We start from the raw sequence: 13,482 nt of genomic DNA on the forward strand, positions 1-13,482 counted from the left end.
AAGCGCGTGCCCGCGGCCAAGCGCACGGTTACGGCCACGGAGTCCCCGGGGATCGGCGCCACGTGCGCGCGCACCGTGTCCCGCCAGCCCGCCCACAGCGTGTCCCGGCCGTGCGGCACCAGGCGGGGGCGATGCGTGGCGTCGGGCTCGACCACCGCCACTTCGGCCCCGTCGCCCGGCCACGGGCTTGGGAAGGGCCGGGCGGGGCACGGCACGTGCCAGGTGAGCCGCACCTCGGCCCCCGTGCGGTTGCGCACGAACACGCGTCGGCTGTTTTCCCACTCGGGGGCGCAGCCGACGGCGGCGCAGGCGAGCCCCAGCAGCCCCGCCAGCACCCCCGTCCGGCGGGGCGAAGGGTGGCCCGCGGAGGGCGTTTGGTGCGCGCAACGGGTTGGAGTGACCAGCATCGGCGGTTGATGCCAACAAGGGGAAAAGGTCACCTCCGCTACTCGAATGCGAAGCCCAACGGCCCCCCTTCCGCGTGCAAACGTGGCGTTGCGGGTTGCCAAGGGCAGTAACCACAAACCAGGAAACGCTCGTTTTCCGATTCGGACCGTTTTCGTGAACAGGGATTGGTGCCTGTTTTTTGGGGTCCTACCTTGGCGGACCCGAATCTGCCTTTCCCCTCCGTATGCTTGGCTCGACGATTGAAGCCTCTTTTCTCGTGTTTTTTCTGGCCATTGCTGCCATTGCCTTCTGCCTTGCCATCGCCCATTACCGGAAGCGGCAGGAGTTGCACCGCACTGGGGAACGTGCCGAGGGAACCGTGGTACGACTCGAAGCAGACGAGCGCGATTGGGAGACGCCAGTCTCCCACCCTGTGGTGCGCTTCCGTACCGCCCGTGGCGAGTGGATTGAGGCCCGCTACGACAATAACATGGACGTGCCGACCTATACGGCGGGGCAAGTGGTGACGGTACTCTATGACCCCAACGACCCCACCTACTTCGTGCTCGGAGCCGCCGCCGTGAGCGCCTGGGAATGGGGGATATTGGCCCTCACCATCGGAGTTCTAGCGTATGGCATCTATGCCTACTACTAAATGCTCGTTTAAGCGATTCCGACCCTTTAACTGAACGCTGACGGTGCCCAATCACCTACTAGTTTTGCCCCGCTACGCGACTGCCAACGTCCGGGCTTGCCGGCTGCCGGGTTCCGGGCGTTGCGTAACGGGTGCCCTGCCCGCCCCGCCGACCCATGAATTATTACGATTACCTTTTTTATGGCTTGTACCGGTTGTTCGTCCGACTGAACCGAAACGTGTTGCCCGAAGTGGACGCCTTTCTGCTGTTGGCCCTGAACCTGTTTTGCCTCGGCCTCACCCTCTTGTTCATGAGCGGGCAGCTCTTCCTCGTCCTGCCCCGCCTGTACCAGTCCCTGCTCGTGTTCCCGGCCCTTGCCGCGTTCAACTACTTTTATTTCATTCACCGCGACCAGTACCTAGCTCGCGTGGCACGCATCGGCGCGCTCCGGGCCGGCAAGGGCACGTGGGATACGGCCTTCACCCTGTGCTGGACCCTAGCTTGTTACCTGACCATTTTGTTCTACGTCTACTTGGCGTATTAGCTCGTTATGCTATTCGGACCGTTTTCCTAAACCACGCTAATTCGGCCGTGCAAGCTTCGCCCACTCCGCCGTACTGTGGGTGTTTTAGACTCCGTCGGCAAAATCCATCAGGTTGAACACCTGCTCGGCCAAGGCGCGATTGCGGCTCGCCTTCACGCCCAGAGGTCCGGAGTCCAGCGCAGAGAAGTATTGGTACCACGGGGAGGCTTCCAGCCGCTGTTGCTCGGCCTGGCGCTCCACCAGCGACAAGCCTTTCAACCAGCGGATGTAAGCGGGCTTCACTTGCCCTGCTTTGGCCTGTAACGCAGGGCCTTCCCGCCGCAGCAAGGCCACGGCCTGCGCATCGGGGAGCGCGGTAGCTCGCCGCAGTAAGCGGGCAATGTCGGCCGCCGCTTGCGAATAGGCCAAAGAGGGGGAAGCCGGTTTCGTGGCAGTCGGCGGGACAGCCGACTGCGCCCGGACGGGGTACGGCATGGCCGCTACGCCGAGCAGCCAGCAAAGGAGCAACGGAAACTTCATGGGGCAATAGTAGGAAGAAGCGTCGGCTTACTCGCCGCCGTTCGTTCTCTTGCGCTACCTGCGACAGCATTAGACCCTCCATTGGGTGAACGGAGCACGTTCACGCCACCACCGTTACAGTGAACTTCGGTCTTTATTCGTCGGAATCGATAAAGTCGTCCGGTTCCATGACGTGTGGCACTCGCTCGACAAACGTTCCCGCAAACCGGTGAAAGTAATGGCCGTCGAGGTGCAGGTCATAATCGGTTTTCCACACCGGCGCGCCGGGGACCACCTCCAGTCGCGACCCGGTGCTAAAGGCGAGGGTCAAGCGGCCGTCTTCCCCGACCTGGCTCCCGACTAGTACGGCCCCCACCAGGGCCTTGGCGTGCGCCACCCCGCGCGCCCCGGCGCGGGGGCGCCGGGGCGTGGCCGGGAGGGCTTGCCACGCGCAGTCGGCAAAGAGGGTTCCCCAGGCCCGGGGCTCTTCGTCCGCCGCCTGCATGAAATCCACGCGAAGGCCCGGCCCCTCGACGCGGCGGTACTCCACCCCTTCCACCCGAGCGCCGTGCCACGTGCGCAAGGCGGCGCCTACGGCGCCGGCGGGCACCACGGGCAGGCGCGCGTAGCGCGCCCGGCCCAGGCCCAGCAGGAATTCCACCGTCAACGCGGCCGGGGCGCCGTTGTCGTGCCGCGTCGGCAGCGGCCACGGCCGGTCCGGATGCTCGCGCGCGGCCACGTCGCGCAAGGCCGCAAAGGCCGCGTGCAACGCGGCTTCGTCAAAGGGGAGGTGCCCGTTGAACAGGAGCATGAACTGCCCCAGGGCGTGGCCAAACGGGGTGTCGGGTACGGAGCCGAGCATGGAGAGCGAGTTGCGGACGAGCCGGCAGGAAGCGTTGCCCAAAGATACCGCGTGCCATCACGCGTGCAAACGCTCCTTATTCTGAACGAAGGGCGTTTATGGTCCCACCGTCCAGTTGAACGTCCTTAGCATGAGACTTTTGCCCAAAACACCAATTTGGCAACCCAAAGTCGGCCACCGCACACTTGTTTCTTCTCCCTTGAGGGACGTTACTGCCTGGGTGCTGGCGGTTGCGCCAACGCTTGCTGATAGGCCCAGTCCTCAGGCGACAGGATAGCTTGCAGAAAAGCATCTTGGCCCAAGTCGCGGCGCTCCAGCGCGTGCCGCCGCAGCGGCCAGCTGTTCTTGCTCGCTTCAAACCCCTCGCGCACCATGGCTGCTCGCATTTTTTCGGGTAAGCCTTCGAGCCAATGGTGGAAATCGGCTTCCGTCACCTCGCCCGCGGCCTGCTGCTGGTAACGATAACTGGCGTTGCCCAACCGAAACAGCCGGGCGTGTTCGGCCCGCTGTTCTTCTGGCAGCATCGCTAAAAACTCCACCTGCGACTGGTGGAACTTATCCAGGGGGTGGCGAGGGTGCAGGAGCTCTTCCATGCCGTCAAAGAACGACAACGGGCGGGTAGCAGCGAGGGGTCAATCAGTAATTAGTAACCAGCAGATCCAATAGTAACCAGCAGATCCAAATCCCTTAGCGGGGTTTTCTGTTCCTGCTCTAGTGAAACCCCTCTTATCGCGGTTCCGACCGGTTTTGTGAACGGGAAGTAGTGCCAAGAAAATCCCTTTTGCAGTACAGGAAACTCCAGGGCATCGCCTGATACCTTTGAGCTATGCGCTGGCGCTGAAAAAATCTCCGGCCAGCGTAGTGCGGTTGCCGGGGCCTTCGGCGGTAGGATGCCCGGCCGTGCGCCGTCCGCTTAGCGCAGCAGCAGCCGCTGGCTGACGGTGCCAGCCGCCGAAACCAACTGCACTAGGTACAAGCCGCGGGGCAGGCCAGCAATCAGCAGCTGCAACTGCTGATTGCCGGCCGGTACGGGGTATGTCTGCACTACCTGGCCCAGGGGGGAGAGCAGGCGCAGGGTGGCGGGCTGCGCCGCGTGTGTGCGCAGCTGTACCTGATTGGTGGCCGGATTGGGCCAGAGCTCCAGCGGGCGAACTGCTCCGGCGCCCGGCGCGGAGGCCAAGGCCTGGCCAAACGGGTAGATCAACAGCGGCGTGGCGCTGTAATCCAGCTTGGGCGAGTTGTTGTTCACCAGATATAGCTGGTTGTTGCCCCAGGCCCAGAGCGTGCCGTCCTGGAGGATGGCAACCGTCTGGAGTTCGTTGGCACTCACGGTTTTCCAGTTGGCCGTGCCCAGGCGTTGCGGAGCCAGAGCGCTGGTGGTGGTGCTGTCGCCAAACTGGCCGTAGCGGTTGTTGCCCCAGCCCCACAGCGCGCCCGCCCGGTCAACGGCGGTGGTGTGGTGGCCGCCGGCACTCAGCGTGGGCCAATCGAGGCCGGTGCCAATGCGCAGCGGCACCCGCTGGTCCGTCGTGGGTAGATCTACCAGAAAGTAGCCCCAGGCCCATAGGGAGCCGTCCTGGGCCAGGGCTACGCTGTGGATAGTGCCTACGCTAGCACTGGCCCAGTTTACGGCAGCACCAATCTGGGTGGGCACGCGGTAGGCACCGCCCGACTGGCCGTCGCCGACCTGGCCGTTGGAGTTGTTGCCCCAGGCCCACAGGCTGCCGTCCTGGCGAACGGCCAGAATGTGCATCTGCTCAGCGGCCACGCTTCTCCAGTTGGTGGCCGTGCCCACGCGCGCAGGGGCCAGGCGGGGGGTGGTAGAGCCGTCACCGAGCTGGCCGTAGTAATTGTTGCCCCAGGCCCAGAGCGTGCCATCCTGCCGGATGGCGAACGAATGGATACCGCCGGCGCTGATGCTCTGCCAGGTGGTCGTGGTGCCGATTCGGACCGGGGTGGAGCGGCTGGTGGTGGTGCCGTCGCCGAGCTGGCCATAGGTGTTGTTGCCCCAAGCCCAGAGGCTGCCGTCGCGGCGCAGGCCCAGCGTGAACTGGTTGCCCGCCTTCACGCTCAGCCAGTCGGTTCCGGTGCCAATTCGCACCGGATCGAGGCGGGGGGTGGTCGTTCCGTCGCCGAGCTGGCCGAACAGGTTGCTGCCCCAGGCCCAAAGGCTGCCATCTCCGCGCAACGCCACCACGTGGTCGCTGCCCGTGCTTACGCTTTGCCAGTCGGGCACCAAGCTGACGGCATGCGGCGTGAGCTGATAGCGGAGCCGAACCGCGGCGCTGCCGACCTGCCCCCGCTCGTTGCTGCCCCAGGCCCAGAGTGTGCCATCCTGGCGCAGGGCCATGGTGCAGTAGGCGCCGGCCATCGCCTGTTGCCAAGTGCTGGCGGTACCCACGCGGGTGGGCAGTAGCGCATCGGTGGTGGTGCCGAGGCCCAACTGCCCCCGGTCGTTGCGGCCCCAAGTCCAGAGTGTGCCATCGAGGGCGATGGCCACGGTGTGGTCGTCACCAGCATAGATGCTGCGCCAGGCGGTACCAGTGCCTACCGGACCGGGGCTGAACTGAGCGGCAGTGTTGCCGTTGCCGAGTCGGCCGTTGTTGCGGCCCCAGGCCCAGAGCGTGCCGTCGGAGCGCACGGCCAGCGAGTGCTGGTAGCCGGTGCTGGCGCTCAGCCAGTTGGTGCCGATGCCGATTTGGACCGGGGTGGAGCGGTTGGTGGTGGTGCCGTCGCCAAGCTGGCCGGCGGCATTGTTGCCCCAGGCCCAGAGCGTGCCGTCGCTGCGCACCGCTACTGTTTGTTCATAGCCGGCATCGACGCTGCGCCAGAGGGTACCGGGGCTGACCTGGGTAGGGGCGCTGCCGCCGGTGGGGATGCCCAGCTGGCCCGAAGCGTTGCTGCCCCAAGCCCAGAGCGTGCCATCCCGGCGCAGCGCGACGGCAAAGGCGCTGCCGGCACTCACGCTTTGCCAATTGCTGGCCGTACCGATGCGCACCGGGGCGAGGCGGGTGGTAGTGGTGCCGTCGCCGAGCTGCCCGCTATAGTTGCGGCCCCAGGCCCAGAGTGTGCCATCGGTGCGCACAGCCAGCGTGAAGTACAGGCCCACACTCACGCTTTGCCAGTTGCTGGCCGTGCCGATGCGGGCAGGTTTTTCACGCAGTACATTGGTGCCGTCGCCCAGCTCCCCGTAGGTATTGTTGCCCCAGGCCAAGAGCATGCCGTTGGGCAGCACCACGGCGGCGTGATAGTTGGACTGGCTCAGCCCCGGTAAATAGGCTAACAGCAGCGCTGCTACCAGCGGGAGCAGCCTGCTGAACCAGGGCTGGCGGAAATAAGACACCGGGTGCATAGTGACGAATAAAGGGCCTGAAACGACAATAATCCAAGCCCCGCAAATGTAGAGATATGTCCCGGCATAACACGGCCTCAATCAGCGCATCATATGGTTTGCCCGACCGCCGGCCGCCGGGCCACCGTGCTCTACCTGCGTAGCGGAACCGGCGTGTTCGCGCACCGCAGCGCCTTTGCCGGGGAACGGCTCTACTACGACTCGCAGCTGGAGAACAAGCGGTCCCGGGGCCTGAGCAACTACTTCGGGGTGGATAGGGCGTGGGAAGCCCAAATGCGCAAAGGCCGCAAGCTCTACTACCGGGGCCAGCCGACCAAGTGGCACGAGCGGCTGTTGAAGCTGGAGCGGCAAACAGAAGCCACGGCCCCCGTGCTGCTACGAATGCTCAACGGCTACTAACCGAAACCACCGGTTGCCTCTCTTGGAATCACCGGACTCGGTTGCGTGCGCGTGTTCCGTCGCCGCTTCTTCAAAGGTGCGCAAGGCAGTGGCCGTATCGGGTAATGGTCTTGCCGTTCTCATAGAATCTGACTTTGAATGTCACTACTAAAATCCTCGTTTCTTTGAACGAAGCGCGTTTACCTTCGGACCGTTTTGCTGAACCTAAGCGAACAGGTGAAGTAAGTCGTCGCCTCGACGAAGCAGAGAGGGCAAGGGCTCCCTGCGCGAAAAGCCATAATTCGTCCGAACGTTGATGGCTCACCACCGTTTCGCTTTTGCCCGAGAAAATTAGGTCGTGCGGAAACGACGCTTTTACCCAAGGCTTCTACTCCACCAGCAAACGCTGTAGCAGACCGGTACCACGTAGCAGATAGAGTCCGGCGGGTAGCCCGCGTAGGTCGAGGGATGTTTCCGCAGCGGCTGGAGCGGGGTAGCGGCGCACGGAGCGGCCCTTCGCATCGAGTAGCGTGAGGGGCGTGGGCATGGTGCTGGCCGGCAGGCGCAGGGTGGCTGTGGAGCGAGCGGGGTTGGGGAAGAGTTGCGCGAGGGACTCGGCGCGGGGGCCAGCCGTGGCCGTGAGGGTGGGGTCGGCGAGGGAGGCCAGAAAGCCGAGTTGGGCGTTGGGCCTTGGATTGGTCAGGGCGAGGGGACCAAAACTGGCCGTCGCGCTCGTAAAAGCCCCGGCTACGTACACGATAGCCCCGCTAAGCGCTACGGCACTGGCTCTTTCGCTGCCGGCGCCACCGGCTTGCTGTGCCCACACAAAGCTGCCCGTGCTGCCCGCGTCCGTGAGCTTGGCCACGAACAGGTCGCGGCCGCCAGCAGAGGTCAGGGTGATGGCCCCGAAGCTGGCCGAAGTGCCGCTGGCACTTCCCGTCACGTACACGCTGCTGCCACTCACCGCCAGCGCCGTCACCAAAGAGGTGAAGTTCGCGCTGGTCTGCTGGACCCAGGTAAAGCTGCCGGTGTTGCCCGCATCCGTGAGCTTGGCCACGAAGCCATTGGAAGTGCCTGCAAGGGGCAGCGTTACCGCGCCAAAGCGAGCGGTGGCGCGGTAAAAAATCCCGGCCACGTACACGCTATTGCCGCTGACGGACAAGGTATTGGGTTGGTCCAGGCTCGTGCCACCGGCGCTTTGGGCCCACACAAATTGGTTGCTGGTCGGGTTAAATTTAGCGACGAATATGTCCTCACTCCCGAAGCTGGTGAGCGTGGTGGTGCCCAAGGTCACCGTGGTTGCGAAAACCCCGGCCAGGTACACGTTGCCCACCGCGTCGACAGCCGTTGCCGTCACCGACGAGCCAGCTCCCGTAGCTGCTGCCACGGCCTGCGCCGATTGCCATGTGGGGGTCTGGGCAGCTGTCGGCAGGCGAAAGACAAGAAAGAACAGAGCCAGCAGGCCTGTCAAGGGCACTGCTGAAAAAAACGTCATAGATTTCACAGAGCAATTGAATACGTGCGCTCAAATGTATTCATGCTCCGTTCAGAAAACCACTCGTTTTGCGATTCAGACCGTTTGGCTGAACGGATGTAGGCCGGTTCCTTATGGTGGCGGTGCGGTTCTCTACCGGCTAAGGAATGGTGAGGGTCACCGGATTTGAACGCAGCGAGCCCTGGAAGGCTCGGCAGTCTCTCCCGCCACAGAGGTATTGGTGGCTGAGGCTAAAGTAGACGGTGTAGGTGTGGCCTCTCACCAGCCCAGGGCGCAGGTGGGATGCCTTTACATACTGGGTGAAAGCATAGGCAGCTTTCGGTCCTAAAACCACCGTGTTGGCAGCGGTTAAGGGGACATGGTCTAAATCGGCAACGTAGGTACAGGGGAAGTAACTGACCGTCATCCGCGTTTTCACGTCCTGCAGGCGTAGGAAGCTCAAGCGGGCGCAATAGTCCCACGTCGTGGGTTTATAGAAAGTTTGGGCCGAATCGCCGTTGATGAGTTGGCAGGTAAGGGCCACCCGGTGGCGCTTAGCGTCATATCGCGCCTTCACGGCACGCAAGGACGGCCCCGTAGCCTGCCCTGCAGCAGCGAGGGGCAGCAACACCAAGCAGAGGAGCACGTTGGCGAGGGGAGCCGCAACCATAAAGCACAAGATGAGCACACAAGAAACGCTCGTTTTGCGATTCGGACCGTTTTGCTGAAGAGGCATGTACCCACTTCCCCGGCCGGCTACTTCCCCGGCCGGTTCCCATCGGGGCCCATGCCGAGCCGTTCGCGGTTGTGGGGTGTGATGGGGGATTCGAGCACGTGGTCCAAGGCCCGGCTGCCTTTGTACGAGCGGCCGTTCCAGAAGACGTTGCCCCCGGCATCGACCACAATCTTTTGCTGGCTGCCGTCGGTGTACGTGACCGCGTACAAGACCCGCAGGTACTGGTGGCCGAACGAGGCCGCGGCCGGGGCCTGCCCCAGCGACGTCCGGAGCCGGCTCAAAAACTGGTCGGGCTTGCGCACGCGTTGCTCCAACTGGTGCTTATAGGTAATGAGGGATGAATCAATAGGGTAACGGACAAAGCTGTGGATGGGCAGGTAGTACATGGTGATTTTGCGCGCCCGCGTGTCAGGAAGCGGCCGGGGCTTCCCCTGAAAGGCTGGCAACCCCGCCAGCCCCATCAGGAGGACGCCGGCAGCCATCAGGTGTCGGAGTCGCTGCCACGTGGCCGCAGGGGCGGACGGGCGCGTGCAAGCAGCTAAGGGAGGAGGCAAGGGGCTGCAGTTTCTAGTACCGGTGCAAGGTCGCCAATGAAGCGCGAGATGCAACATTTACTTTTCCGACCGTTTTCGTGAACGGAAATTGCCAGCAAGGTAAACTCACCACCGAACCATGCACACCTTCCTGCTACTCGTGAGCCTATTCCTTGGGGTTAGGCAAAGTGCTGACCCTGCTCCGGAGAAAATCAGGTATGCGTTCTCCAAGAAGGTTGAGGCGCAGCTTTATGCGGTTACACAAGGCAAGAAAGAATATTACTGCGTGCTGTATTCAACCGCAACCGGCTATTCTCTTGTGGTCAGCCCCATCCAAAAGGCGTTGCCCTCCAGTCAGACCTTGATTCGACAAACGTCCCGTTTTGTGTACGTCCAGGGCACACTGCTCCCGTTGTTGGTGGACTACGATTTCAAGTTTGGCGTGGTCGGCCCCATGGGGGAACGCGTTCGTCGAGTAGTCCCAATTCAAGAATTGTCGCACTCCATCGAACTGGACGCAAAAGGCGAGCTAATCCCTAAAAAATAACGCTCCTTTCGTTAGACGGGCCCTATGGGTTAGGTGGCCTGGAATGATAATTATCCGTACTTTGTACTAGCAAGGCAGAAACCGTAATAATTATGAAAGCGACTGGCAAACGAATCGTAGACCGCTACCCGCACCTGCGGGAGGGAGCAGAGCGTCAGCAAATGTTGGTGCGCAATGCCTTGGGCTCGGCCCGTGTGGAAGGCATCCGCGCCGATGAAGGGCGGCTGCGTAAAACAGTGGGTACTTCGGTTACGGAGACGGGGGCAACACGCTTGCGATAACGCCCTGCATGGGCTCGTACCGGAGCAGCCCAGCGGCTTGCACGGCCTGCACATACAAACTAAAACGTTCTGGCTCGGCCAATGCTTCCCAGTGGAAGCTGGTCGAGCCGTTTTTGTAGGCCATCAGGTTGGCTAGCACGCGCGCGGTGCGCCCGTTGCCTTCCCGAAACGGGTGAAGGAACAACAACTCGGCGTGGACGCGGGCCACGTCGCGCACCAGGGACGTGGCATCGGGCCAACTGTGGGGCAAGGGCCGCAGCATTTCCCGTTCGAAATCCGCCATGTTTTTAGGCAGGTGCAGCGCCGCCGGAAAAGCGAAGCCCCCTTTGGAGAGGTTGACGGTGCGGTAATGCCCCGCGAAGCCGTAGACTCGGCCGAGGGCGCGCCGGTGGATTTCCTGAATGTAGGCAACGTCAAAGACCTCGTCCTCGCGCAGCTCATTCAACAAGCTCTGCTCAGCCAAGAGGAAGCCTTCGGTTTCCACCTGCTGCACTTCCGCCAACGACGAGAGCCCCAATAGATTGGGCAGCGCTTCGTCTTCGTCACCAGAGGAGGCATATTTCATTGTTTCACGGGCATGAGTTCTTCAGCTTGGCCGCGAACCAGTACAGGTAGGCAACGCGAGCGAAGAAAGGAAAGCACAAGAAAGCAAGTTCTTCTCCAGCCCCAAAGTAGCCGGCAAAGAAATCACACTCATTTTGCGATTGGGACCGTTTCGTTGAACGCGTGTGTACGCGGTGCTAGTTGGGAGCGCTGGCCTAAACTTGTCAGTCACTACTTTGCCTCATGCTTAAACGAGCGGTCCTTCTCGCGGTGCTGGTGTTTGTGGTGGCCACGGCGCTCACGCTGCGGTGGGAGGCCCCGTCCGACGGGTACACCACGCTGGGCTTCCCGGCATCCTTTCTGCAGTATACGGGAGGGAAATGCAGCGGCTGTGCGCAGTACTTCAAATGGCACGCCCTGGCCTTGGACCTGTTTCTTGCCCTGGCTTTTGCCGCGGGCTGCGTGAAGGCGTGGGTGCTGCTCGTGGCGCAGCATAAGTCGGAGCGTAAATTCTCGTTTAGCTTCCGACCCTTTCGCTGAACTCCTCTCGCTCGGTGTCCCTCGCTGCTACCCCGTCCCCCTCTGCTTATGCGCTTTTTTCAGTTTGCTGCCCGCTTCCTGCTCTGCTTCCTGCTCTGCTTCCTGGCCTGGCTGCCGAGCCGAGCCCAACCGACGGCTGCGGTCCGCGTCCTGGTGCACCCCGGCACGGAGTTGCTGCAAATCATTCACCTGCTCTCCGACACCGCGCAAGTGGCCGAGTCGACCTACAACGCGGAAGTCGTCCGCCACTTCGCGCCGTACCGGCGGCACCCGGCCGTGCTCGCCGCCCGGCGCTTGTCGCGCGCCATCAGTTGCGACTACCCGGTGCGCCTGAGCTGGGCCTTTTACGATTTCCCCGACCTGAAACTCGCCACCATGCGCCCCGAGCACCTGGACGGGTACGAGCAGGAAATGCCCCTGGCAGAAGTACAAGCGTATTTTCGCCAGTGTTTGCAATTTGCCCGCGACACGCGCTTCGTTGAATTTTACCACGCGCACGCGCCGCAGTACGGGTCTTGGGTGCAGGAGTTTGAGGCGGGCCTAAAGCAACAAAAACTCCTGGAAACCATCGACCGGTTCTATCGCCTTCCCCGCCACCGGCCCGTGGCCCTGACGCTGGGGGTGCTCAATTGCGGGTCGTACGCGATGTCCGACCTGCGGGGCATCAACCCGGCGCTGCCCAACCAACACACCGTGCTGGTCAGCTACCGCCAGTTGGTGTTGAGCCAAGACGCGCCCGCCAAAGCCCCTCGTTTTCGCCCCACCGCGCAAACCGCGCAACTGGTGTGGCACGAGCTGGGACATACCTACTTGGCGCCCGTCTTTGCGCGCCACCAGCCGGAAATCAACCGCTTGGCTTACCTCGTGCGGCAAGACCCGCGGGCCAAGCAGTGGGCGGCGGCGCGCGGGGGCTGGAGCAATTTCTTGAACGAAAACGTCGCGCAAGCGGTGACGAACGTCTTGAAGCTCCGCGCCGGCACCCTCACGCAGGCGGAGGCATTGGCATCCGACGATTTCTACATTTATTCGGGGGAGCTGGCCGCGCTAATCGAACACCACTACAAGCCGGCGGCGCGCTACAAAAATTTTGAGGCGTATTTCCCGGTGTTGCTGCGGGCCTTCGCCAAAAACCATCCCGCGACCGCCGCGAAGTAGTGAAGGCGCGCATCGCCCTCCTTAATTTGAACGGGACTAGTTTACCGTCGGACCGTTTAACTAGACTTGTATCTTGTCACGATGAAAAACGCGCGTGACATCCCAGCCAGCTGGAAGCTGACGTACGAGGAAGTCTCGAATGGTGTGTATAAGATGCGGTTGACGTGGGAGCGTGGGCCCTTTGTCGAGACGTCCGGAACCGACTTTGAGGGCCTGCGGGCGTGGTGCATCGAGTCGGCGCGGAACATCGAAGACCAACTGCGGCGAAAAGACTTATCAACCTAATCACCGCATTTCCACCGTTTTTTGAACGCGATGCGTGCAACTAATCGCACCCTACTTTTGGGCGTGACCCGTCTCGTGTATTTGGCCTTGCTGGGGGCAAGCGGGTGCGTTCGCCCGTCGGCCCATCCGTCCGCTCCCTTGTCGGCCGCAGCGCAGGCAAGCTACGCGCGCTTCGGCGGTGTGCGGCCCGACGCCCAGCGGGCCGACAGCACCGTCGTGGTCTTCCCGTTTCACCCGGACGACACGTTCGCCTTCGCGCCGCGCTTGGTCCGCCCGGTCGGGCCAGCCACGCTCTCACCGACCGAGCGGCGGCTCACCGACAGCTTGGTGCAGGCGGTGGAACGGGCCCAGCAGCTCCCGGCAAATCGATATCATTACCAGTACCTGCCGGCAGTGGATGGCCGCGGGGTTACGCACGTGTGGGTACAGGCGATGTGCGCGCCGACTACGTCGTGGTCTACACGTATCATCGCTCCAAAGGGGGGCGGGAACTGTTTCTACCAGGTCCAACTCAATTTGACTACCCGACGCTACACAGCTTTTGGCCCCAACGCTTCCAGATAATACCCATACGCTCCTAATTCTGAACGGAGTGCGTTTACCTTCGGACCGTTTCAGTGAACCAATACGGGTAGGCGCGGCTTATTCCCCAAGTCTTCGTCTTCCCACACGCTGTGCAGCGTCGCCACGAAACAGGAGTTGGACACCTCGTTCACCCCCGAATAGAGGTAG

Annotated in this window: 17 protein-coding genes; 8 read left to right on the plus strand and 9 right to left on the minus strand. The window is 62.5% G+C overall.

The features are described from left to right. A partial coding sequence (locus tag BMZ66_RS25865; RefSeq protein WP_214607045.1) for a hypothetical protein occupies window positions 1-263 on the minus strand: 263 nt, incomplete at its 3' end. A 368-nt stretch (window positions 264-631) separates the two neighbouring features. Here BMZ66_RS25865 and BMZ66_RS21295 point away from each other — a divergent pair. Next, window positions 632-1,042, plus strand: coding sequence for a DUF3592 domain-containing protein (locus BMZ66_RS21295; protein ID WP_092678221.1), 411 nt, complete (start codon window positions 632-634; stop codon window positions 1,040-1,042). A gap of 155 nt (window positions 1,043-1,197) precedes the next feature. Further along, window positions 1,198-1,566 carry a hypothetical protein gene (locus BMZ66_RS21300; protein WP_092678223.1) on the plus strand — a complete coding sequence of 123 codons (369 nt, stop codon included), beginning with the start codon at window positions 1,198-1,200 and terminating at the stop codon, window positions 1,564-1,566. A gap of 84 nt (window positions 1,567-1,650) precedes the next feature. Here BMZ66_RS21300 and BMZ66_RS21305 read toward each other — a convergent pair whose 3' ends face one another. From BMZ66_RS21305 to BMZ66_RS21320, 4 genes are all read right to left on the minus strand, one after another. After that, a complete protein-coding gene (locus BMZ66_RS21305) occupies window positions 1,651-2,085 on the minus strand; it encodes a hypothetical protein (protein ID WP_092678225.1) in 435 nt (144 codons plus the stop codon). A 133-nt stretch (window positions 2,086-2,218) separates the two neighbouring features. Then, on the minus strand, window positions 2,219-2,926 hold the full coding sequence (locus BMZ66_RS21310; RefSeq protein WP_143080327.1) for a hypothetical protein: 708 nt from the start codon (window positions 2,924-2,926) through the stop codon (window positions 2,219-2,221). A gap of 209 nt (window positions 2,927-3,135) precedes the next feature. Continuing rightward, on the minus strand, window positions 3,136-3,537 hold the full coding sequence (locus BMZ66_RS21315) for a hypothetical protein (protein WP_092678230.1): 402 nt from the start codon (window positions 3,535-3,537) through the stop codon (window positions 3,136-3,138). Window positions 3,538-3,839: 302 nt separating this feature from the next. Further along, window positions 3,840-6,278, minus strand: a complete 2,439-nt coding sequence (locus BMZ66_RS21320) for an RCC1 domain-containing protein (RefSeq protein ID WP_092678232.1) — start codon at window positions 6,276-6,278, stop codon at window positions 3,840-3,842. 93 nt (window positions 6,279-6,371) lie between these two features. Here BMZ66_RS21320 and BMZ66_RS21325 point away from each other — a divergent pair, with 93 nt between their 5' ends. Next, the gene (locus BMZ66_RS21325) at window positions 6,372-6,677 is read left to right on the plus strand and encodes a hypothetical protein (protein WP_092678234.1); all 306 of its coding nucleotides are present in this window, start codon (window positions 6,372-6,374) and stop codon (window positions 6,675-6,677) included. Window positions 6,678-7,044: 367 nt separating this feature from the next. On the opposite strand, the gene BMZ66_RS21330 is transcribed toward BMZ66_RS21325, so the two are convergent. The 3 genes from BMZ66_RS21330 to BMZ66_RS21340 form a co-directional block, all read right to left on the minus strand. Beyond that, window positions 7,045-8,151, minus strand: a complete 1,107-nt coding sequence (locus BMZ66_RS21330; RefSeq protein WP_092678236.1) for a T9SS type A sorting domain-containing protein — start codon at window positions 8,149-8,151, stop codon at window positions 7,045-7,047. A 139-nt stretch (window positions 8,152-8,290) separates the two neighbouring features. Beyond that, window positions 8,291-8,800: a hypothetical protein gene (locus BMZ66_RS21335; RefSeq protein WP_092678238.1), complete on the minus strand. Its 510-nt coding sequence runs from the start codon at window positions 8,798-8,800 to the stop codon at window positions 8,291-8,293. 86 nt (window positions 8,801-8,886) lie between these two features. Next, complete coding sequence (locus BMZ66_RS21340) at window positions 8,887-9,348, minus strand: hypothetical protein (RefSeq protein ID WP_092678240.1); 462 nt, start codon at window positions 9,346-9,348, stop codon at window positions 8,887-8,889. A 190-nt stretch (window positions 9,349-9,538) separates the two neighbouring features. Between BMZ66_RS21340 and BMZ66_RS21345 the strand changes: the two genes are divergently transcribed. Then, window positions 9,539-9,946 (plus strand): hypothetical protein, encoded by a 408-nt coding sequence (locus tag BMZ66_RS21345; protein ID WP_092678242.1) that lies wholly within the window; start codon window positions 9,539-9,541, stop codon window positions 9,944-9,946. Between the two features lie 249 nt (window positions 9,947-10,195). Here BMZ66_RS21345 and BMZ66_RS21350 read toward each other — a convergent pair whose 3' ends face one another. After that, window positions 10,196-10,792 carry a Fic/DOC family protein gene (locus BMZ66_RS21350; protein WP_092678244.1) on the minus strand — a complete coding sequence of 199 codons (597 nt, stop codon included), beginning with the start codon at window positions 10,790-10,792 and terminating at the stop codon, window positions 10,196-10,198. A gap of 221 nt (window positions 10,793-11,013) precedes the next feature. Between BMZ66_RS21350 and BMZ66_RS21355 the strand changes: the two genes are divergently transcribed. The 4 genes from BMZ66_RS21355 to BMZ66_RS21370 all read left to right on the plus strand — a co-directional run bounded on the left by BMZ66_RS21355 (window position 11,014) and on the right by BMZ66_RS21370 (window position 13,314). Beyond that, window positions 11,014-11,310, plus strand: coding sequence for a hypothetical protein (locus BMZ66_RS21355; protein ID WP_143080328.1), 297 nt, complete (start codon window positions 11,014-11,016; stop codon window positions 11,308-11,310). 48 nt (window positions 11,311-11,358) lie between these two features. Next, entirely contained in the window at window positions 11,359-12,465 is a 1,107-nt protein-coding gene (locus tag BMZ66_RS21360) for a DUF4932 domain-containing protein (protein WP_092678249.1), read from the plus strand. A gap of 81 nt (window positions 12,466-12,546) precedes the next feature. Beyond that, window positions 12,547-12,750, plus strand: a complete 204-nt coding sequence (locus tag BMZ66_RS21365; RefSeq protein ID WP_143080329.1) for a hypothetical protein — start codon at window positions 12,547-12,549, stop codon at window positions 12,748-12,750. A 30-nt stretch (window positions 12,751-12,780) separates the two neighbouring features. Continuing rightward, a complete protein-coding gene (locus tag BMZ66_RS21370; protein ID WP_092678253.1) occupies window positions 12,781-13,314 on the plus strand; it encodes a hypothetical protein in 534 nt (177 codons plus the stop codon). The last annotated feature ends 168 nt before the right edge of the window (window positions 13,315-13,482 follow it).

Origin of the sequence: Hymenobacter arizonensis (assembly GCF_900115775.1) — a bacterium.
GTDB lineage: Bacteria > Bacteroidota > Bacteroidia > Cytophagales > Hymenobacteraceae > Hymenobacter > Hymenobacter arizonensis.